23 protein-coding genes are annotated in these 19,982 nt (G+C 65.8%); 16 read left to right on the top strand and 7 right to left on the bottom strand.

Translation table 11 applies throughout. From position 1 onward, the window contains the following. Positions 1-37 precede the first annotated feature (37 nt). From C7455_RS11735 to C7455_RS11705, 7 genes are all read left to right on the top strand, one after another. Positions 38-679, top strand: coding sequence for a DUF2062 domain-containing protein (locus C7455_RS11735; RefSeq protein ID WP_109668679.1), 642 nt, complete (start codon positions 38-40; stop codon positions 677-679). A 33-nt stretch (positions 680-712) separates the two neighbouring features. After that, positions 713-1,456 (top strand): pyridoxine 5'-phosphate synthase, encoded by a 744-nt coding sequence (locus C7455_RS11730; RefSeq protein WP_109668438.1) that lies wholly within the window; start codon positions 713-715, stop codon positions 1,454-1,456. Positions 1,457-1,531: 75 nt separating this feature from the next. Further along, positions 1,532-1,984 carry a hypothetical protein gene (locus tag C7455_RS11725; RefSeq protein WP_109668436.1) on the top strand — a complete coding sequence of 151 codons (453 nt, stop codon included), beginning with the start codon at positions 1,532-1,534 and terminating at the stop codon, positions 1,982-1,984. Between the two features lie 18 nt (positions 1,985-2,002). Continuing rightward, positions 2,003-2,440, top strand: coding sequence for a holo-ACP synthase (gene acpS / locus C7455_RS11720; RefSeq protein ID WP_109668435.1), 438 nt, complete (start codon positions 2,003-2,005; stop codon positions 2,438-2,440). A 209-nt stretch (positions 2,441-2,649) separates the two neighbouring features. After that, on the top strand, positions 2,650-3,435 hold the full coding sequence (gene lepB / locus C7455_RS11715; protein ID WP_109668433.1) for a signal peptidase I: 786 nt from the start codon (positions 2,650-2,652) through the stop codon (positions 3,433-3,435). After that, a complete protein-coding gene (gene rnc / locus C7455_RS11710) occupies positions 3,432-4,115 on the top strand; it encodes a ribonuclease III (protein ID WP_109668432.1) in 684 nt (227 codons plus the stop codon). The genes lepB and rnc overlap by 4 nt, the downstream gene beginning before the upstream one ends. A gap of 102 nt (positions 4,116-4,217) precedes the next feature. Beyond that, entirely contained in the window at positions 4,218-4,979 is a 762-nt protein-coding gene (locus C7455_RS11705) for an NAD(P)H-dependent oxidoreductase (protein ID WP_109668431.1), read from the top strand. Here C7455_RS11705 and argC read toward each other — a convergent pair. Next, entirely contained in the window at positions 4,976-5,890 is a 915-nt protein-coding gene (argC, locus tag C7455_RS11700; protein WP_109668677.1) for an N-acetyl-gamma-glutamyl-phosphate reductase, read from the bottom strand. The two genes, C7455_RS11705 and argC, sit on opposite strands and share 4 nt — an antisense overlap. Positions 5,891-6,094: 204 nt before the next feature. Between argC and era the strand changes: the two genes are divergently transcribed. After that, positions 6,095-7,000: a GTPase Era gene (era, locus tag C7455_RS11695; RefSeq protein ID WP_109668429.1), complete on the top strand. Its 906-nt coding sequence runs from the start codon at positions 6,095-6,097 to the stop codon at positions 6,998-7,000. Positions 7,001-7,006: 6 nt separating this feature from the next. Continuing rightward, a complete protein-coding gene (locus C7455_RS11690) occupies positions 7,007-7,336 on the top strand; it encodes a DUF1491 family protein (RefSeq protein WP_109668428.1) in 330 nt (109 codons plus the stop codon). Positions 7,337-7,370: 34 nt separating this feature from the next. Here the strand turns inward: C7455_RS11690 and C7455_RS11685 are convergent, their stop codons facing one another. Then, positions 7,371-7,988 (bottom strand): Pr6Pr family membrane protein, encoded by a 618-nt coding sequence (locus C7455_RS11685; protein WP_109668426.1) that lies wholly within the window; start codon positions 7,986-7,988, stop codon positions 7,371-7,373. Positions 7,989-8,051: 63 nt separating this feature from the next. On the opposite strand from C7455_RS11685, the gene recO reads away from it, so the two are divergent. After that, positions 8,052-8,789 carry a DNA repair protein RecO gene (recO, locus tag C7455_RS11680; RefSeq protein ID WP_109668675.1) on the top strand — a complete coding sequence of 246 codons (738 nt, stop codon included), beginning with the start codon at positions 8,052-8,054 and terminating at the stop codon, positions 8,787-8,789. Here the strand turns inward: recO and thpR are convergent. The 3 genes from thpR to C7455_RS11665 form a co-directional block, all read right to left on the bottom strand. Then, entirely contained in the window at positions 8,771-9,310 is a 540-nt protein-coding gene (thpR, locus tag C7455_RS11675; protein ID WP_170119066.1) for an RNA 2',3'-cyclic phosphodiesterase, read from the bottom strand. The two genes, recO and thpR, sit on opposite strands and share 19 nt — an antisense overlap. Beyond that, on the bottom strand, positions 9,310-10,434 hold the full coding sequence (locus tag C7455_RS11670) for an ATP-binding protein (protein WP_109668423.1): 1,125 nt from the start codon (positions 10,432-10,434) through the stop codon (positions 9,310-9,312). The genes thpR and C7455_RS11670 overlap by 1 nt, the downstream gene beginning before the upstream one ends. A 100-nt stretch (positions 10,435-10,534) precedes the next feature. Then, the gene (locus tag C7455_RS11665) at positions 10,535-12,220 is read right to left on the bottom strand and encodes an acyl-CoA dehydrogenase family protein (RefSeq protein WP_109668421.1); all 1,686 of its coding nucleotides are present in this window, start codon (positions 12,218-12,220) and stop codon (positions 10,535-10,537) included. A 177-nt stretch (positions 12,221-12,397) separates the two neighbouring features. On the opposite strand from C7455_RS11665, the gene C7455_RS11660 reads away from it, so the two are divergent. Next, complete coding sequence (locus C7455_RS11660) at positions 12,398-13,171, top strand: sulfite exporter TauE/SafE family protein (protein WP_109668420.1); 774 nt, start codon at positions 12,398-12,400, stop codon at positions 13,169-13,171. A gap of 6 nt (positions 13,172-13,177) precedes the next feature. Here the strand turns inward: C7455_RS11660 and C7455_RS11655 are convergent, their stop codons facing one another. After that, positions 13,178-13,735 (bottom strand): DUF3859 domain-containing protein, encoded by a 558-nt coding sequence (locus C7455_RS11655; RefSeq protein WP_170119065.1) that lies wholly within the window; start codon positions 13,733-13,735, stop codon positions 13,178-13,180. A 52-nt stretch (positions 13,736-13,787) separates the two neighbouring features. After that, positions 13,788-15,386, bottom strand: a complete 1,599-nt coding sequence (locus C7455_RS11650) for a phosphoenolpyruvate carboxykinase (protein ID WP_109668416.1) — start codon at positions 15,384-15,386, stop codon at positions 13,788-13,790. 325 nt (positions 15,387-15,711) lie between these two features. Between C7455_RS11650 and C7455_RS11645 the strand changes: the two genes are divergently transcribed. From C7455_RS11645 to C7455_RS11625, 5 genes are read left to right on the top strand one after another with little or no spacing between them, the layout of a single operon-like run. Then, positions 15,712-16,413, top strand: a complete 702-nt coding sequence (locus C7455_RS11645) for a response regulator transcription factor (RefSeq protein WP_109668414.1) — start codon at positions 15,712-15,714, stop codon at positions 16,411-16,413. Between the two features lie 30 nt (positions 16,414-16,443). Then, positions 16,444-18,150 carry a sensor histidine kinase gene (locus C7455_RS11640; RefSeq protein WP_109668412.1) on the top strand — a complete coding sequence of 569 codons (1,707 nt, stop codon included), beginning with the start codon at positions 16,444-16,446 and terminating at the stop codon, positions 18,148-18,150. A gap of 8 nt (positions 18,151-18,158) precedes the next feature. After that, complete coding sequence (locus C7455_RS11635; RefSeq protein ID WP_109668411.1) at positions 18,159-18,641, top strand: HPr kinase/phosphorylase; 483 nt, start codon at positions 18,159-18,161, stop codon at positions 18,639-18,641. Between the two features lie 16 nt (positions 18,642-18,657). Continuing rightward, positions 18,658-19,593 (top strand): RNase adapter RapZ, encoded by a 936-nt coding sequence (gene rapZ / locus C7455_RS11630; protein WP_109668408.1) that lies wholly within the window; start codon positions 18,658-18,660, stop codon positions 19,591-19,593. Continuing rightward, the gene (locus tag C7455_RS11625; RefSeq protein WP_109668407.1) at positions 19,590-19,979 is read left to right on the top strand and encodes a PTS sugar transporter subunit IIA; all 390 of its coding nucleotides are present in this window, start codon (positions 19,590-19,592) and stop codon (positions 19,977-19,979) included. The genes rapZ and C7455_RS11625 overlap by 4 nt, the downstream gene beginning before the upstream one ends. Positions 19,980-19,982 lie beyond the last annotated feature (3 nt).

The following is a 19,982-nucleotide window of genomic DNA, read 5'->3' as shown; positions in this document are numbered from 1 at the left end:
GCCCGAAGGACACCGGCTGAAAGGGAAGACAGGCCAGGTGTTCAAGCGCCGCGACCCCCGCACGGTTCTGCGCATCGTCGCCGAGGCTTTCTGGCCGCGCGGCGGCTGGCTGCGCGCGGCCCATTACGTCAAGCACCGCATGCGCCGCCTGCCCGGAACCCCCGAACAGATCGCGCGCGGGGTGTTTGCTGGCGCCTTCACGGTCTTCACTCCGTTCTTCGGGCTGCATTTCCTGGTCGCGGCGGTTCTCGCCAAAATGATGCGCGGTTCGATCCTTGCCGCTCTGCTGGCGACCTTCATCGGCAACCCTCTGACCTATGTGCCGATCGCCTACATCTCGCTCAAGACCGGCCACTGGATGCTGGGCACACGGATGCGCGACGACCTCGATGATTCGATCTTTCACCGGTTCAGCGCAGCGGCAGCCGATCTGTGGTATAATTTCCTATCGATCTTCACCGAAGCACGGGCGGATTGGTCGGAACTGGCGCGGTTCTATGACGGCGTCTTCTTTCCGTGGATGGTCGGCTCCCTCGTGCCGGGGCTTCTGTGCGGCGTGCTGTGCTACTACCTGACGGTCCCGGTGATCCACGCCTACCAGAAAAGGCGGGCAGCCAGACTGCGCAAGAAGATGGAAAAGCTGCGGGCAAAGGCTGGCGCCGCGCCCGCGGAGCACTAGGCTGCAACGCAGGAACGGCAAGGGAAGAGAAACATGGCAGATCATCTGCGGCTGGGCGTAAACATCGATCACGTCGCCACGCTCAGGAATGCGCGCGGCGGCGCGTTGCCCGACCCGGTGCGCGCCGCGGTGATGGCGCAAGAGGCCGGGGCCGACGGCATCACGGCCCATCTGCGCGAGGATCGTCGCCACATCCGAGACGCCGATGTGGGCGCGATCATGGCCGCGATTTCCATCCCGCTGAATTTCGAGATGGCGGCCACGCCCGAGATGCAGGCGATCGCGCTGTCGCACCGCCCGCATGCCGCCTGCATCGTGCCCGAGCGCCGCGAGGAACGAACCACCGAAGGCGGGCTGGAGGTGGCAGGCGTCCAGAACTGGCTGGCCGACTACATCGCCCCGCTGCGCGACGCGGGCATCCGGGTCTCGCTGTTCATCGCCGCGGACCCGGTCCAGATCGCAGCCGCCCATCGGATCGGCGCACCGGTGATCGAGCTGCACACCGGCGCCTATTGCGACCACCACGCCGAGGGCGACCACGCCGCGCGCGACGCCGAACTCGCCCGGCTGACCCAAGGTGCGAAACAGGCCGCCGATCTGGGCCTCGAGGTGCATATGGGCCACGGGCTGTGCTACGAGACGGTCGGACCGGTGGCGGCCCTGCCTGAGGTGGCGGAACTCAACATCGGGCATTTCTTGATCGGCGAGGCGGTCTTTACCGGGCTGCCCCATGCCATTGCGACAATGCGCAGGGCGATGCAGGCAGCACGCGTCTGAACGCCGGTTTCGATTGCGCGGCAAGGCGGAATAGGGAATTTTGAACATGATCCAAGGCCCTTCAGGAGACCGATCATGCGCGCCCTGTCCCTGATCGCCACCGCGCTCGTGGCATTGGCCCCGGCGGTGCCGGGCCATGCCGACACCGTCGTGCGCGCCTGCGAGGGCTGGGAGGCAAATGCCCGCAACCTCATGATGCCGCCCGAGATCGCTGTGCAGAGCTTCGCCAATGGCGAGGTGCGGGCGATCGGCCTCGACACCTCGGAACCGGCCTGCTGCTCGGCGCATCTGATGGTGGATTTCTTTGTGGCCACCGAACCCTTCCCGCTCTGTGCGCTGGTGTCGGGTCCGAACGGACAGGGGTTTTCGGGCCTGCGCATGGCGGAGATGACCGCGCGCTACGATCCGGCGACCGGCCTCACCCTGACCTTGCCCGCGGGGCGCTATGACGGCATGGGCAGCGTGATGGCGCCCTTGCATGTCACCATCAACCGCGCGACCGCGACGGTCATGGCACAGCATGACTGACGGCACGGCCAAACTGCGATGATCCTCGGCATCGGCACCGATCTGGCGAATATCGAGCGCATCCAATCCGTGCTCGACCGGTTTGGCGACCGGTTCCGGAACCGCGTCTTCACCGAGACCGAACAGCGCCGCGCTGAGCGGATGACCAACCCCGCCGCCGTCTACGCCAAACGCTGGGCCGCCAAGGAGGCCTGTTCCAAGGCGCTTGGAACCGGCCTGCGCATGGGCATCGCATGGCGCGACATGGCGGTGTCGAACCTGCCGACAGGCCAGCCGGTGATGCGCGTCACGGGCTGGGCGCAAGACCGGCTGGCCACGATGACGCCCGAAGGCTATGTCGCCGTGATCCATGTCACGCTGACCGACGACCACCCCTGGGCACAGGCGCAAGTGGTGATCGAGGCGCTGCCCGCCGCCGAGGAAGTCCTGCGCCCCAACATGGTAAGGCCGCGCTAGCGCCCCCTCGGGTGACCCGCGCCACTTACCCGTGACCAAGGTTAACGCGCCCCGCCCCAGCTTCACCTTTCTCCAAATATGCCGGCGCGAGGGTGCAGCCATCGCGCCGACAGGCAAGAGCAGGGCGCTCGTCGTCTGTGCTTCCTTGACTTGGGCCGGGGGCTGGCCCAAACCCGCCGCAAGCAGCGACACGAGAGGCAGGGCAGATCATGGCGGCAGCGGCCAAATCGGACGGCATCTGGGAGACGGTGAAGACCATCGTCTACGCCCTGTTGATCGCAGGCGTGTTCCGCACCCTGTTCTTCCAGCCCTTCTGGATTCCCTCAGGCTCGATGAAGGACACGCTGCTGATCGGCGACTTTCTTTTCGTCAACAAGATGGCCTATGGCTATTCGCGCCATTCCTGCCCTTTCTCGATGTGCCCCTTCGACGGCCGGATTTTCGGCAGCGACCCCGAACGCGGCGACGTCGTGGTTTTCCGCCATCCGACCGAGGGCACGGATTTCATCAAGCGCGTGATCGGCCTGCCCGGCGACCGCATCCAGATGATCGACGGGCTGCTGCACATCAACGGCACGCCTGTGGAACTGACGCCCGAGGACCCTTTCGAGGAGGTCTACGAACGGCAAGGGCCGCAGCAACTGCCGCCGCGCTGCGCCAATGAACCGGTGGGCGAAGGTGGCATCTGCCTGAAGGACCGTTTCACCGAGACCCTTCCCAACGGGGTCAGCCATTCGATCCTGAACATCACCAACGGCGGCCGGGCCGACAACACGCCGGAATTCACCGTGCCCGAGGGGCATGTCTTCGTGATGGGCGACAACCGCGACAATTCGGTCGATTCGCGCTTTCCGCAATCGGTGGGCGGGGTGGGTTTCGTGCCGATGGACAACATCATCGGGCGCGCGGACCGGATCATGTTCTCCTCGGCGGGCGCGCGAATGGTCTATTTCTGGACCTGGCGCTCGGACCGCTTCTTTCGGGCGGTCGAGTGAAACTGTCGCGCGAGCTGACAGAGTTCTGCACCCGGCTGGGCCATGACTTCGCCCGGCCCGAGCTGATCGCGCGCGCGCTGACCCATTCCTCGCTGTCGTCGCCGACGCGTCCCGACAACCAGCGGCTGGAGTTTCTGGGCGACAGGGTGCTTGGCCTTGTGATGGCCGAGGCTGTTCTGGCGCGCGACCACGACGCGCGCGAGGGGCAGCTGGCGCCGCGGTTCAACGCGCTGGTGCGCAAGGAAACCTGCGCCGATGTCGCGCGCGAGATCGACCTCGGCTCGGTGTTGCGGCTGGGCAAATCCGAGATGTCGACGGGCGGACGGCGCAAGACGGCCCTTCTGGGCGACGCGATGGAGGCGGTGATCGCGGCGGTCTACATGGACGGCGGGTTCGAGGCCGCACGCGCGGTGATCTTGCGGCTGTGGGGCGACCGGGTGGCGGGCGTGGCCGAGGATGCGCGCGACGCCAAGACCGCACTGCAGGAATGGGCGCAGGCGCGCGGCATGGCGCCGCCGGTCTATGCCGAGCTGTCGCGCAGCGGGCCGGACCATGCGCCGGTCTTCGTGGTCGAGGCGCGACTGTCTGACGGCACCGCCGTCGAGGCCGAGGGGCGCGTCAAGCGCCAAGCCGAGCAGGCTGCGGCGCGCGCGCTTCTGGATCGGGCCGAGCGGGAGTAAAGAAGGTTCGCCGCCCAAGTGCGGCGAACCCGTGCGAGGGGGGCTGTCTGCCCCCCTCGCACTCCCCCAGAAGATATTTTTGAAACAGAGAAGGGTGTGGCGATGGGGCGGACGACCTTGATCGTGCTGGCGCATCCGGAACCGGGGTCCTTTTGCGGCGCCTGGGCCGAGGCGAGCGCCAAGGCGGCAGAGGCCGAAGGCGACCGTGTGCTGTGGTCGGATCTCTACGCGATGGGGTTTCATCCGGCCGAGGGGCCGGAACGCTATACGGACCCGCCCGCCCCCTTTGATGCGCTCAAGGCGCAGGAGCAGGCTGCGGGTTGGGGGCATCTGCCTGCCGATGTGGCGGCGGAAGTGGACAAGATCCGAAGCGCCGACAGGATCGTGTTCCATTTCCCGATCTGGTGGTTCGCGCCGCCCGCGATGCTCAAGGGCTGGTGCGACCGGACGCTGTTGCATGGCCTGCTGCATGCCGTGGACCAGCGGTTCGACAGCGGGGTGTTGCGCGGCAAGCGGGCGCTGTTTTGCGTGACGACCGGGGCGCGCGACAGCGAGGCGGGGCGGGACGGCAAGGAAGGCGAGACGCGGCTCCTGCTCTGGCCGCTGGCCTATACGTTGCGGTATTGCGGGATGGAGGTGGCCGAGCCGGTGCTGGTGCACGGGGTGCATGGCTACCACGAGGGTGCGCGCAAGGCGGCGCTGGAGGCGCGGCTGGCACAAGTGCTGGCAGACCAGCGCGCGGTGATCGCGGGGCTGGCGGGGAGGGCGCTGATGCCCTTCAACGTCGACAGGGATTTCGACGGCGAAGGGCGGCTCAGGCACGATGCGCCGAGCCATTGGCCCTTCATCCGGCATGTGGATTAGAGACCCGTTCCCTCGTCCAGCCCGAGCAAAATGTTGAGGTTCTGAACCGCAGCCCCCGATGCCCCCTTGCCGAGGTTGTCGAGGACAGCGATCAGGACGGTCGCGCCCGTCTCGGGGTCGCCATCCACCGTCAGTTCCATCGTGTTGGTCCCGTTCAGGCGCTGCGGATCGATCCGGTCGCCCAGATCGGCGCGGCTTCGGACCTGCACGAATCGCTGACCGGCATAATGGGCGGCCAGAGCTTCGAGCGCGGCGGCAGGGCCGCCGGGGGCAAGGTGGAGCGGAACCTGCACGATCATGCCCTGTTCGAACTGCCCCACCTGCGGCACGAAGATTGGCTTGCGGGTCAGGCCGGCGCGCAGGACGATCTCGGGCAGGTGCTTGTGGTGCTGGCCCGTGGCATAGACGAAGCCGCCGGTGACGCGGCCAGACTCGAAATCGGCGATCATGGATTTGCCGCCGCCGGAATAGCCGGAGACCGCGTTGATCGTGATCGGGTGATCGGCCGCGATGAGACCTGCGTCCACGACCGGTTTCAGGAGCGCGATGGCGCCGGTGGAATAGCACCCAGGGTTCGACACCTGTTTGCCTGCGGCGATGCGGGCGCGCGCGCCCTGGTCCAGTTCGGCAAAGCCGAATTCCCAATCCGGATCGGTTCGATGCGCGGTCGAGGCGTCGATCACCTTGCACGGAAGGTCGCGCAGGTCGGAGGCGATGTCATGGACTGCCGCGTCGGGCAGGCACAGGATCGCCACATCGGCCTCGTTGAAGGCACCGAGACGGGCAAGGCGGGATTTGCGGTGTTCCTCGGGCAACGAGATCAGGGTGACATCCGCGCGGGCCTCGAGGCGCGCGCGGATCTGCAGACCCGTCGTGCCGACCTCGCCGTCGATGAACACCTTTGCCGTCATGGCGCTTTGCCCCTTGATGAACGTCGCAGATCCCATACCGGCTTGGCCCGCGGTGCCGCAATAGAAGATTGGAAAGGGGTCCCATCAAGAATGGTGATGTCGCGCAAGCGCAGGCGGCTCACGGCCGCGCAACGCTGGACGGTGGCAAAGGGCGCCACGATCGGCTAAGGCCACAGGTCAGACACGCTTTGCAGGATTGCCCCCATGACCACCCGCGCCGGTTTCACTGCCCTGATCGGAGAGCCGAACGCCGGCAAGTCGACGCTTCTGAACAAGATGGTGGGGGCCAAGGTCAGCATCGTCACCCACAAGGTGCAGACGACGCGCGCGCGCATCCGCGGCGTGGCGATGGCGGGCGAAAGCCAGATCGTGTTCGTCGACACGCCCGGCCTGTTCCGGCCGCGCCGCAGGCTCGACCGCGCGATGGTGGCGGCGGCCTGGGGCGGGGCCGCGGATGCCGATGTGATCGTGCTGTTGATCGAGGCGCATCGCGGCAAGACCGACGGGGTGGATACGATCCTGACCTCGCTGGGCGAAAAGGCCGTGGGGCGGCGCGTGGTTCTGGCGATCAACAAGATCGACCGGGTCGAGGCGGCGAGCCTGCTGAAACTGACCGAAGACATGAACGCGGCCTACCCGTTCGAGCGGACCTTCATGATTTCCGCCGAAAAGGGCTATGGGGTCGAGGATCTGCGCGACTGGCTGGCCGAGGCCATGCCCGAGGGGCCGTGGCTTTACCCCGAGGATCAGATCGCCGACCTGCCGATGCGGATGATCGCGGCCGAGATCACGCGCGAAAAGCTGACCCTGCGCCTGCACGAGGAACTGCCCTACCAGCTGACGGTCGAGACCGAGCATTGGAATGAGCGCGAGGATGGCACCGCCCGGATCGATCAGGTGGTCTATGTGGCGCGCGACGGGCACAAGGGCATCTTGCTGGGCAAGGGCGGTGAGACGATCAAGGCCGTTTCCAAAGCCGCGCGCGCCGAGCTGGAGGAATTCATGGGCCGCCGCGTGCATCTGTTCTTGCAGGTCAAGGTGCGTCCGAACTGGCTGGAAGAGGCCGAACGCTATTCCGAGATGGGGCTCGATTTCCGCGACGGGAACTGACGGGTCGTGGCCCGGCTGACGGCGGAATTCTGGGTGCAGGCCTATCTTGCGCGGCTGCGGCTGGCCGACATTCCCGCCTTTGTCGTGGCGCGGGGGGATGCGACGGCGGGGGCGGTTTTGGTCAAGTGCAATACGCTCGATGGGCGGGCGGTGGCGCTGCAGCGGCGGACAGATCTGATGAGCGGGGACCGGGTCTGGATGGAACTGGCCACCGGCCCGGAGGCAGAAGTGGACGCCGCGATTGCCCGGCAGCGCGGGTTCGACCCCGACCTGTGGGTCATCGAGGTCGAGGATCGCGCCGGACGGCATCTGCTGGATGAGGATGGGTTGGCGTGAGTGTCTTGGGGTGCGCCTTCAGGCGCACCATGTCCTACCTGTCCGCATACCGACCTATGGCGATCATTCCGACGCCGCCCAGCAAGAACACCACCAACAACAGCGCCATGTTCACCGCAGCCGCGGCCTCGCCGATCTCGGGCAGATCGATGAAGGGGTAAGGGTAGACCCCGTCCTGCGCCGCCCGTCCCAACGCATAGGCGACATAGACCGAGGGCCAGAGCACGAAGATCGGCAGGTCGGCGTAAGCCAGCCGCCGCTTGGGCGCATGGATGAGCCACCACAGCGCGATGGCCAGCGGCCCTGCCGTGTGAAGGCCGTGGTCGGCCCACCAGCCAAGCCCGGTGAAGCTTACCAGCCCGGACAGGATCAGGTGATAGACCAGCCCCACCATCACCACGGACAGCGTCAATGCCGCGAGCCACGGGGCTGACACGCCGTCGCGCATCGGCCGCGAGACGATGGTGAAGGTCACCACCACCAGCATATGCGTCAGGATGGTGAAATAGCGCGCCATGTCGTCCACGGTCGCAAGAGGCCCCTGCCCCGTCGCCTGCATCAGGTGCACAAACTGCGCGCCGAGCGAGACCGCCGAGATCAGCGCGATCAGCAGGGCCATGCGGCGGGCGGTGCGGGACAGCTCCGGAAACATGGGCGGAGCCTGCCACGCAGCCCGGCAATGGACAAGCGCGGCACCGGGCGCATATGCCAAGGTATGGAATGGCGTGCCGAAGGGATCTTGCTGGGCGTGCGGCGGCATGGGGAACATGCCGCGATCCTCGATCTGTTCACCGAGGGTCTGGGGCGGCACATGGGCGTGGTCCGGGGCGGCGCATCGCGCAAGATGGCGCCGCTGTTGCAGCCGGGCGCGCAGCTTGACGCGACATGGCGGGCGCGGCTGGATGCGCATCTCGGAAGCTACACGGTCGACCTGATCCGGGGGCGCGCGGCGGATGCCATGGACGACCGGTTGTCGCTGGCCGGGTTGTCGGCAGTCTGCGCGCTGCTGGCCTTTGCCCTGCCCGAACGCCATGCCTATCCGGCGCTTTATGCGCGGACGCTTGTGTTGCTCGACGGGCTGGGCGCGGGGCGCTGGCCCGAGGCCTATCTGGGCTGGGAACTGGCGCTGCTGGAGGAGACGGGGTTCGGCCTCGACCTGTCGGCCTGTGCGGTAACGGGGGTGACGCAAGACCTGGCCTATGTCTCGCCGCGCACGGGTCGCGCGGTGTCTGTGGCGGGGGCGGGCGACTGGGCTGACCGGCTCTTGCCCCTGCCCGGCGCGCTGAGGGGCATGGCGGGTGGCGATCCAGCCGAGGTGGTGGCGGGGCTGCGCACGACCGGGCATTTCCTGACCGAACATCTGGCGCCCTCGCTGGGCGACAAACCCCTGCCGCCCGCGCGGCAGCGGCTGGTCGACCTGATCGCGGCGCGCGCTCAGCCGGTCAGCGGGTAGCTGGCAAGGGGATCGTGGATCGCGCCGCGCGGCGTCAGGGTGGACTCGTAGAGCGAGACGGCCCGCGCGGTGAACCCCGGCAATCCGGGCACGGGCCCAAGGCTGGCGGCCAGCCGGTCGCGTGCCGTGCCGTCGGGGCGGCGATTGGCGCGGGTCAGCGTGACATGGGGCCGGAAGCGGCGGCGCGGCAGGTCAAGGCCTGCGGACCGACAGATCGAGGCGAGCCGGTCGTGGAGCGCCTGCAGCGCATCGGTGCGGTCGACGGCGGCGAAGATCAGCCCGCGCTCGCCCTCGGTGAAACTGTCCAGCCCGGTGAAACGGATCTCGACGGGCGGCGCGCGAAAGGCGGTCATCAGGTCGTGCAGATCCTCCAGCGCCTGTTCCGGCGCGTCGTCCAGAAAGGCCAGCGTCAGGTGCAGGTTGTCCTCGGGCACCGGGCGGCCGAAGGGGATGGTGGATTGCAGGCGGATCAGCGCACCCGCCACATCCGAAGGCATGGCGATGGCGAGAAAGGCGCGCATCAGATCTCGGCCTCGGGACGGTCGAGCACCCAGGCCTCGAACAGGGGATCGGTCAGGCGCCATTCCCTGTCCCATTGGTCTGCAAGACCCCGGCGGGCCAGCGTGCGGACATGGCTTTGGCGTGTCTGCGGGATCGGCGCGGGCTGTCCTGTCAGCGTCTCGTAGCGCGCGGCCCCTGTCGCGCCGAACGGGTCATGCGCGCGTTCGGCAAGGATGCGGGCCATGGCGCGGTGATGGGGCTGCAGGTCGAGCCATGTCCGGTCGAAATCGAGGTCATGGGCCAGCGCATCGGCGGTCTGGTCGGCGGCCTTGTCCTCGGGCAGGTCGCGGTATTGACCCAGCGTCATCAGCCAGCGCTGAAAGACCATCGGGTTGCCAGCGAAGCGGTCGAAGAAGGCCAGCGCGGTGGCCGGATCAAGGCGGCGCTGGAACACGCGGTGGAATACGGCAAGCTGGTGGGTGACGAAATCTGGGCCGAGCGGCGGCAGGGTCAAGGGTGCCGCGAAACGGTAAAGCGGCGCGTCACGGGTAGAAAAGATGCGGTTCAGCCCGATCTGCGACGAGCCGGTGAACACCGTCCTGAGCCCGTCGCGGCGGCGGTCAAGTGCTGTGCGCAGGCCCGCCATGATCTCGGTCCCGCCGGGTGCGGTGGCCAGTTCCTGCACCTCGTCCAGAAGCAGGATCGCGGGTTTTTCAGGGTTTGCCAGTTGCCCCAGCAGGTCGTCGAGCAGCAGCAGATCCTGCCCCAATTGCGCCTCGCGCGGATCGGACAGGTCAAGCTCGACCGCGCCGGGGCCTTTTTCGGACCCGATGCGGACCTTGATCGGAGGATGGCGCAGCCAGTCGGCCACACGGTCGGCATAGCTGCGGGGGCGCAACGCCTCGGACACAGCGTAGATCAGCAGGCTCAGCGGCGCGACAGAGGTCTGCCAGAAGCTGGCGTAAAGCACACGGTGGCCATAGTGCGCGGCGGCGTGGTGGCCGAGGTCATGCAGCAAAAACTCGGTCTTGCCGGTGCGGCGGGGACCGAACAGGCTCATCGCGGGGACCGGGCCACGGGTCAGGGCCACGAAGGTGTCGTGGGTGAAGGGCTTGCGCGGGTAATGCCAGTCAGGCCGGATCATGAGCCAAGAGTAGCCGGGAGTAGCTAATTAGTCAAAGGCAGCTAATCTTGGCTTGCGGGCAGGACGGTGCGCCAGAAGGCGCACCGCATCGCGAACCGCATCACCCCAAAAGCCGCCGCGCGATGACCTGCGCCTGAATCTCGGCGGCACCTTCGAAGATGTTGAGGATGCGGGCATCGCACAGGATGCGGCTGATCTTGTATTCCAGCGCAAAGCCGTTTCCGCCGTGGATCTGCAGCGCATTGTCGGCGCAGGCCCATGCTACGCGGGCGCCCAGCAGCTTTGCCATCCCGGCCTCAAGGTCGCAACGGCGCTCATGATCCTTTTCCCATGCGGAAAAATACGTCAACTGACGGGCCACCATGATCTCTACCGCCATCATCGCCAGCTTGCTGGCAACGCGGGGAAACTCGATCAGGGATTTCCCGAACTGCTTGCGATCCTCGGCGTATTTCATACCCTCGTCGAGCGCGCCCTGCGCCACGCCGATGGCGCGCGCTGCGGTCTGGATGCGGGCGGATTCAAAGGTCTGCATGAGCTGCTTGAACCCCTGCCCTTCCTCGCCACCCAGCAGGTTTTCGCCTGCGACCGGGAAATCGTCGAAGTTGACGGTGTATTCCTTCATGCCACGATAACCCAGAACCTCGATCTCGCCGCCGGAAATCCCGGCATCGGGAAAGGGGTTGGCATCGTCGCCCGGCGTCTTTTCGGCCAAAAACATCGACAGGCCCTTGTAATCGGTCGTGCCCGGGATGGTGCGGGCCAGAACCGTCATCACATGGGTGCGCGACGCATGGGTGATCCAGGTCTTGTTGCCCTTGAGGATCCAGTCGCCCTTCTCATCCTTGACCGCGCGGGTGCGCAAGGAGCCGAGGTCGGAGCCGGTGTTGGGTTCCGTGAAAACCGCCGTAGGCAAGATCTCACCGCTGGCGAGACCGGGCAGCCACTTGGCCTTTTGCGCCTCGGTGCCGCCGGCAAGGATCAATTCGGCGGCGATTTCCGAACGGGTGCCAAGCGACCCCACCCCGATATAGCCGCGCGACAATTCCTCGGAGACGACGCACATCGACGCCTTGGACAGGCCCAGACCGCCATGGTCCTCGGGGATGGTCAGGCCGAAAACGCCCATCTCGGCCAGTTCCTCGATGATTTCCATCGGGATCAATTCGTCCTTGAGGTGCCATTCATGGGCGTAGGGCTCGATCTTGTCGACGGCGTAGCGGCGGAACTGTTCGCGGATCATCTCCAGCTCGTCGTCGAGACCGCTGGCCCCCACCGTGATCTCGGCCCGACGTTCGCGCATCAGCGCGACAAGCCGCATCCTTGCGGCTTGCGTGTTGCCCGATTGGGTCAGCGTCATGACCTCGGGCGTCATCAGCCCGCGCTGGTCTTCTTGGCTCAGACCAAGATCTTGCGGGCGGACAATCTCCGCCTGATTCATCTGGATGCCGCCGTAAAGCTGCCAGAGGTATTCGCCGAAGGCGATCTGCAAGATCAGCTGTTCAACCTCGCCGAACTTGCCCTGCTCGGTCAGGCGCGCGGCCCAAGCCTGCATCTGGCGCAGCGATTCGACGTAGGTGGCCACCCACGCAAGGCCATGAGCCGCAGTCTGGTGTTCCTCGATGGCGGCGGCAGAAATCCTGCCGTCGACGGTGACAAGGGCCGCAACGCGGGCGCGCGCGATGTCCAGCATGGCCTCGGCAGGGGGCACGGCGGCGGCTGTCAGAGCCTGCAGGTCGGGAAGGATCACGAGGGCGTCGTCGGTCATCTGTCCGTCACGGGGCATGGGCGGTCTCCTTCCATCGGCATGGGCACGCGGCCTTTCGCGGTGATCTAGGCCCTTTGCAGGTGCAGCGCAACAAAAATACCCAGTTTGTCGCACCTGCGCAGGAAAATGTCGCGCTCATTTTTGCAATGCAGCGTCCACGGGGCCGGGCTAGAAGAGCCCCGACCGGAGGGGCGGATGCTGCAAGACACCTTGGATCTCATGCCCTTGTGGGCCTTCGTGGCAGCCTGCGGCGTGACGCTGGCTGCGGGCTTCGTGAAGGGAGCGGTCGGCTTTGCCATGCCGCTGGTGATGATCTCGGGGCTGTCGCTGTTTCTGGACCCGCTGGTGGCGGTGGCGGGAATCATCTTGCCCATCGTGTTGTCGAACGTCTTGCAGGTGATGCGGTTTTCATGGTCGCAGGCCGGCGAGGCGGTCAAGGAATTCTGGCGCTACATCGTGATCATCTGCGTGATGATCCTGATCTCGGCGCAATTCGTGACGATGATCCCGGCGCATGTCTTTTACCTTGTCCTCGGCGTGCCGACCGTCACCTTGTCGCTGATCCAGTTGATCGGCGTGCGCTTCCGCGTCGCGCCAAAATGGCGCAACGCATCGGAATGGATCGTAGGCCTGATCTCGGGCACCATCGGGGGGCTGACCGGCACCTGGGGTCCGCCCACGGTGCTGTTTCTGATCGCGCTCGACACGCCCAAGGCCAAGCAGATGCTGGTACAGGGCGTGGTCTACGGGCTGGGCTCGGTCACGCTGCTGGTTGGTCACCTGCAGTCGGGGGTTCTGAACGCGGTCACGATCCCGTGGTCGGCGGCGCTGCTGATCCCCGGTTATCTGGGCATGCAGATGGGGTTCTGGATGTCGGACCGGATGAACGCCGCGGTATTCCGCCGCGCTACGCTTGTGGTTTTGATCGTGGCGGGTGCGAACCTCGTAAGGCGCGGTCTCTTGGGCTGAGGCCCGTCAGGACAGGATCGCGCCGGAGCAGCCCTGCGCCAGATCGGGCAAAAGGGCGGGCGGCACCACTTCGAAATCGATCCGGAACAGCAAGTCACCTTGATGTTCGGCTTCGAAGGTCCAGCGCCCGGTGACCAGTTCGCTTTCGACCTCGAAGCTGAACCCGATCAGGCCGGGGCCGTCACCGTCGATGGAGGTAACCCAGCGTTCCACTTCGATCCCGGTGTCGGGATAAGGCGGGTGGGTGATGGTCACGGTCGCAGGATCAAGGATAAGCCCCTCGCGCGCCTCGATCAGGATGCCGAAACCGATGCCGATCTGGGCCGGGACAAGGGTCGTGACCGCCCGCATCTCGGGCAGGCCGGGGACGATGTTGACCACGCCCGCAGCCGTGTCGGGGGCCTCTTGCAACTCGATCGGCCCTTCGGCGCAGTAAACGCCATAGACGAGACTGTCGATCAGGGCGGATTTGAAAGGGTTGGGCAGGTCTTGCGCCAGAACAGCCTGAGGCAGGGCCATCGCAATGGCCAGCGCCGTGCCGATCATGCTGGTGTGTCGATCCATCTGCACCTTCGGGTCGAGCGGCCTCCGGGGCAGCATCCCCCGGAGAAACCTGTCACGAAATGGCGGCAGCCTTCACGTCATCGTCGATATATGGGACGTATTGCGCGAAATTGTCGGCGAACATCTGTACCAGCTTCTGGGCCTGACGGTCATAGGCATCCGGGTCTGCCCAAGTGCCGCGCGGGTCAAGCAGCGCGTCCTCGACACCATGGCAGGCCATCGGCACGTCGAAGCCGAAATTCGGATCACGGCGGAAGTCGCCCGCATCCAGCGACCCATCCAGCGCAGCGGTCAGAAGCGCGCGCGTAGCCCGGATCGGCATGCGGTTGCCGGTGCCATAGGCGCCGCCGGTCCAGCCGGTGTTCACCAGCCAGCAGGTCGCGCCATGTTCGTGGATCTTGTCTTGCAAGAGCTTGCCATAGACCTCGGGGCGGCGCGGCATGAAGGGAGCGCCGAAACAGGTGGAAAAGGTCGGCTCCGGCTCGGTCACGCCACGCTCGGTGCCCGCCACCTTGGAGGTGAAGCCCGACAGAAAATGATACATCGCCTGCGCCGGCGTCAGCCGCGCGATGGGCGGCAGGACACCGAAAGCATCACAGGTGAGCATCACGATGTTCTTGGGGTGCCCGGCCAATCCGCTGGTCGAGGCATTGGCAATCTGGTCCAGCGGATAGGCGCAACGGGTGTTGGCCGTCAGGCTGTCATCGTCGAAATCCAGTTCCAGCGTGTCGGGATCGTAGACCATGTTCTCGATTACGGTGCCGAAGGTGCGGGTGGTGGCGAAGATCTGCGGCTCCGCCTCTTCGCGCAGGTTGATCGTCTTGGCGTAGCAACCGCCTTCGAAGTTGAAGATGCCGCTGTCCGACCAGCCGTGTTCGTCATCCCCGATCAGCGTGCGGGCGGGGTCGGCCGACAACGTTGTCTTGCCGGTTCCCGACAGGCCGAAGAACACGGCCGCGTCATCGGGGTTGCCGGTGGCGTGGTTGGCCGAGCAATGCATCGCCATCACGCCCTTGCCGGGCAGGATGTAGTTGAGCAGCGTGAAGACCGATTTTTTGTTCTCGCCCGCGTATTCGGTGTTGGCGATCAAGATCAGCTTGGCGTCGAAATTCAGCGCGATCACCGTGTCGCTGCGGCAACCGTGGCGCGCGGGATCTGCCTTGAAGCTGGGGCAGTTGATGATGGTGTACTCGGGCACGAAGCCCACCAGTTCTTCGGCGTCGGGGCGGCGCAGCAGGTGGCGGATGAACAGGTTGTGCCATGCCAGTTCGGACACCACGCGCACGTCCAGCCGGTGCGCCGGGTCCGCGCCGCCATAGAGATCTTGTACAAAATAGTCGCGCCCCTTCATGTGCGTCAGCATGTCGGCATGCAGCGCGTCGAAGGCTTCGGGCGTCATCGGGCGGTTGTTGTCCCACCAGATCTGATCCTCGATCGCCGGTGTCCGGACCACGAACTTGTCCTTGGGCGAGCGGCCGGTGAACTTGCCGGTCGAGACCAGCAGCGTGCCACCTTTGCCAATCCGCCCTTCGCCGCGCGCGACCGCGGCCTCGATCAGGGCGGGCTCCAGCAGGTTGTAATGCACGGAGCCGAGCTCCGTCATGCCCTGGGTTTCCAACGTCTGCGAGGGGTTCACGCGTGGGGTTGTCATGTCTCGATGCTCCCGGATCGATCGTGGCTTTCATGCGGTTGTCACCACCGCGCCATGGCCGCCTATATCATGACGATTTTGATGCTGAACAGGACGCTTTCACACAGTTAGCGCAACCAGCCGGCAATTTTCTTTCGCCAACACGGCGCGGCATGATGCCCGTTGGCGCAAATGCATGTGGCAGTTTCACCACTCCTTAACGCGCCGCATCCATAACTTATGGGACGATTCGGGGCGATTCGGAGAATAAAGATTGATTCTTTTGGCTCAAGTGAGGAGAATAGATAAAAAAATAAACAGTCGAGCAGTAACAAGGGTCACAGGAATGCCGAGGATCGCACTTGTCGATGACGACAGGAATATTCTGACGTCCGTATCCATGACGCTCGAGGCCGAGGGCTTCGACGTGGAAACCTACAATGACGGGCAGTCCGCACTGGATGCCTTCAACCGCCGCCTGCCGGATCTGGGCGTCTTCGACATCAAGATGCCCCGGATGGACGGCATGGACCTGCTTCAGCGTCTGCGCCAGAAAAGCCGGATGCCGGTGATCTTTCTCACCTCCAAGGATGACGAGATCGACGAGCTGATGGGCCTGCGCATGGGCGCGGATGACTATGTCAAGAAGCCGTTCTCGCAGCGGCTTCTGGTCGAACGAATCCGGTCCATCCTGCGCCGTCAGGAGGCCATCGCCTCGGATGCCACAAGCACGCCCGAAGAAAGCGCCGTGATGGTGCGCGGTGAGTTGTCGATGGATCCGCTGCGCCACGCCGTGACGTGGAAGGGCCGCGACGTGTCCCTGACCGTGACGGAGTTTCTGCTGCTGCAGGCGCTGGCGCAGCGCCCCGGCTTCGTCAAAAGCCGCGATCAGCTGATGGACGTGGCCTATGACGAACAAGTCTATGTCGACGACCGCACCATCGACAGCCACATCAAGCGCCTGCGCAAGAAGATGCGGTCGGTCGATGACGATTTCTCGGCGATCGAGACGCTGTATGGAATCGGCTACCGCTACAACGAAGAATAAGGCGAAAGGCCCGTGCCCGCCGACCTCTCCATGACCAACCGCCGCGCCCGCGCCCGGGGCGACATCGTCCTGGGCGAGGATTGGGACCGTCCGCACAGCTCGGTCGAGACCGAGCTGAAGGCCGCCCGCGCAAGGCGCGGCCTTATCTCGCTCAACCGCTCGCCGCTGGCGCGCAAGATCATCATGTTCAACCTGCTGGCCATGGTCGTGCTGGTGGCGGGCGTGATGTATCTCAACCCGTTCCGCGACAGCCTCGTGGTGCAGCGCGAGCGCGCGCTGGCCGTCGAGGCGCAGCTGATCGCCGAGGTGCTGGAGGCGTCGCTGCTTGCGGAAGGACCGGCCGATCTGACCGGGAACGACGGACCCGACGCGGCCACTGTCCTGAGCAGGCTCAGCTTGTCCGATGGCGTGGATGTCTTCATCTTCGCTCTGCCCGGCACACTGGTGACCTCGACCGACGATATCGCCCGCAGCCCGGCGCGGCCGGTACGCGGGCTGGAAAACCGGCGGCAGGACACGCTCTTGATTACGGATTTCCTGAATTCCGTCTGGTCGGGGCTGTCTGGCCTTCTGACCGGCGGGCAGGAAAACTTGCCGACGCGCACCGGGCGTGACCTTGCGCAATCGCTGGTCGGACCGGCCAGCACAGGCGTGACCGTATTGAGCCGCGGCACCGACGCCTCGGGCACGCTTTACGCCGCCGCAACGCCCGTCTTCGGCGCGCAGGGGCAGATCGGCATCGTGGTGGTCACCACCGCGGCGGGCGAGATCGACCAGTTGGTGCGGGTGGAACGCGAGCAGCTGTTGCAGATGTTCGTCGTGGCGTTGTTGGTCTCGATTGGCCTCAGTCTGGTGCTGGCCTCGACCATTGCGCATCCGCTGGCCGATCTGGCCGCCGCCGCCGAGCTGGGCCGCGACAAGAACGCCCGCAAGATGAGCCCGACGCGTGTTCGCATACCTGACCTGACCGGCCGCCCCGACGAGATCGGCCGCCTGTCCGGCGCGCTGCGCGGCATGGTCGGCGCACTGTATGACCGGATCGACGCGAACGAACAATTCGCCGCCGATGTCAGCCACGAGATCAAGAACCCGCTGGCCAGCCTGCGCTCGGCCGTGGGAACGATGCGCGTCGCCCGCACCGAAGATCAGCGCAACCGCCTTCTTGAGGTCATCGAGCATGACGTGCAGCGGCTTGATCGGCTGGTGTCCGACATCTCGAACGCATCGCGGCTCGACAGCGAACTGGTCAAGGAAGAGGAAGAGGATTTCGACCTCGTCCTCACGCTGCAGAACCTGTCGCATTATCACGGCGAGGAGGCGGCACGCAAAGCTGTCGATTTCGTCACCGACCTGCCGCCCGAACCGATCCTGATCTCGGGGCTGGAGGGGCGTCTGGCGCAGGTCTTCGTCAACCTACTGTCCAACGCGATATCCTTCTGTGATGAGGGTGACGCCGTGCGCCTCTGGGCGCGGCGGCGCGAGAACCGGGTGCTGATCGTGGTCGAAGATACCGGCCCCGGCATTCCCGAAGAGGCGCTGACCAAGGTGTTCAACCGCTTCTATTCCGAACGCCCGGTGCAGCAGTTCGGCAACCATTCGGGCCTTGGCCTTGCGATCTCCAAACAGATCGTCGAGGCGCATGGCGGCGTGATCTGGGCCGAGAACATCCGCCCGACGGCGGCCGATGCCACCTCGACGCCCTTGGGTGCCCGCTTTGTCGTTGGCCTGCCGATCTGACGCCTGCGATGACCACCGCTGCGCCAGAGCCTGAACCGATCACCCGTTGGGCGGCCGGAACGACGGACAGCGCGATCTGGCTCAACGGCACCGCCGTCGCGGTTGACGATCAGGGCATCTTGATCCTTGGCGCCTCCGGGACGGGCAAATCCGGCCTTGCGCTGAACTTGCTGGCATTGGGGGCCGTCTTGATCGCCGATGACGGCCTTTGGCTGGACGCGGCGGAGGGCCAGCCCCGGATAGCACGCCCCACCCGATCCCCCGACCTGATCGAGGCGCGCGGCATCGGCCTGATCCGCGCGGGCACGACGCGGGCCGCGGCCCCTCTGGCGATCATCGTCGACCTTGATCGGGCCGAGCCCGAGCGCCTGCCACCGCGACGCTTGGTCGCGATCGGGGAGGCGCTGTGCCCGTTGATACTGGGCGCGGGACACAACACCCTTGCTCCAGCCCTTGTCCTGATGGCGCGCCATGGTCGCGCCGAGGTCTGACCGCCCCCGGAGGCCCATGCCCAACGAAACCAGCCACGATCCGGGCACGCCCGCCCGTGTGGTCTTTGTCACCGGCCCGTCGGGCGCCGGCCGGTCTACGGCCATCCACGCGCTGGAGGACCTGGGGTTCGAGGCGATCGACAACATGCCGCTCGGCCTTTTGCCGCGCCTGCTGGAGGGGCCGCCGCCCGACCGGCCGATGGCGCTGGGCATCGATGCCCGCAACCGGGATTTTTCCGCCGCAGGGTTGGTCGCCGCCCATGACCGGCTGGCCACATCGCCTTGCTACACGCCCGATCTGCTGTATCTCGATTGTGCCGCCGATGTGCTGCAACGGCGCTATTCCGAAACACGGCGACGCCATCCGTTGGCACCCGAAGCCGACCCCGCTCAAGGCATCGCGCAAGAACTGTCGCTGCTCGGCCCGGTGCGCGCCCATGCCAGCGTGTTGATCGATACATCTGCCCTGACGCCGCATGACCTGAAAGCCGAGATGACGCGCCTCTTCGCCCCCACGGGCGCCGGACGGCTGGCTGTCACCGTGACCTCCTTTTCCTACCGCCGGGGTCTGCCTACGGGCGCGGATCTGGTGTTTGACTGCCGTTTTCTGCGCAATCCGCACTGGGACAGCGCGCTGCGGCAAGAGGATGGGCGCGCACCGACGGTGCAGGCGTATATCGCCGCCGATCCACGATTTACGGCCTTCCGCGATCAGGTGATCACGATGGCCGACCTGCTGCTGCCTGCCTTCGAGGCCGAGGGCAAAAGCCATCTGACCATCGCTTTCGGATGCACCGGCGGGCAACACCGGTCGGTGGCGATGACCGAAATACTGTCGGCGCACCTTGCAGAGATGGGCTGGCCCGTGTCTAAAAGGCACAGGGAAGTGGAACAGCGACGCGCAGCCGGGACGAGCGCGGAGCCCGTAGGTCCAGAGGCGAACAGGACGTGATCGGCATCGTGATCGTTGCCCATGGCGGGCTGGCACCCGAACTGAAACGGGCGGCAGAGCATGTCGTTGGCGCACAGGCTGCGATGATCGCCATCTCAGTGGGCCCCGAGGATGACCGCGCCGCCCGCACCCGCGAAATCTGTGACGCCGCCGATGCGGTCGATGATGGATCGGGCGTGGTGGTGGTGACCGACATGTTCGGTGGATCGCCTTCGAACCTGTCGCTGACCGCCTGCCGACCGCGCAACCGCAAGATCCTGACCGGGGTGAACCTGCCGATGCTGATCAAGCTGGCGAAATCGCGCGATCTGGACGTGGAAGAGGCCGTGGCCCGCGCCGCCGAAGCCGGACGGCGTTACATCAACAGTTTTGACGGAGCCCCGTGAACC

This window comes from Roseicyclus mahoneyensis (assembly GCF_003148775.1).
GTDB lineage: Bacteria > Pseudomonadota > Alphaproteobacteria > Rhodobacterales > Rhodobacteraceae > Roseicyclus > Roseicyclus mahoneyensis.
The sequence above is the reverse complement of the archived record's forward strand: the minus strand, read 5'-3'. Positions and strand labels throughout refer to the sequence as shown.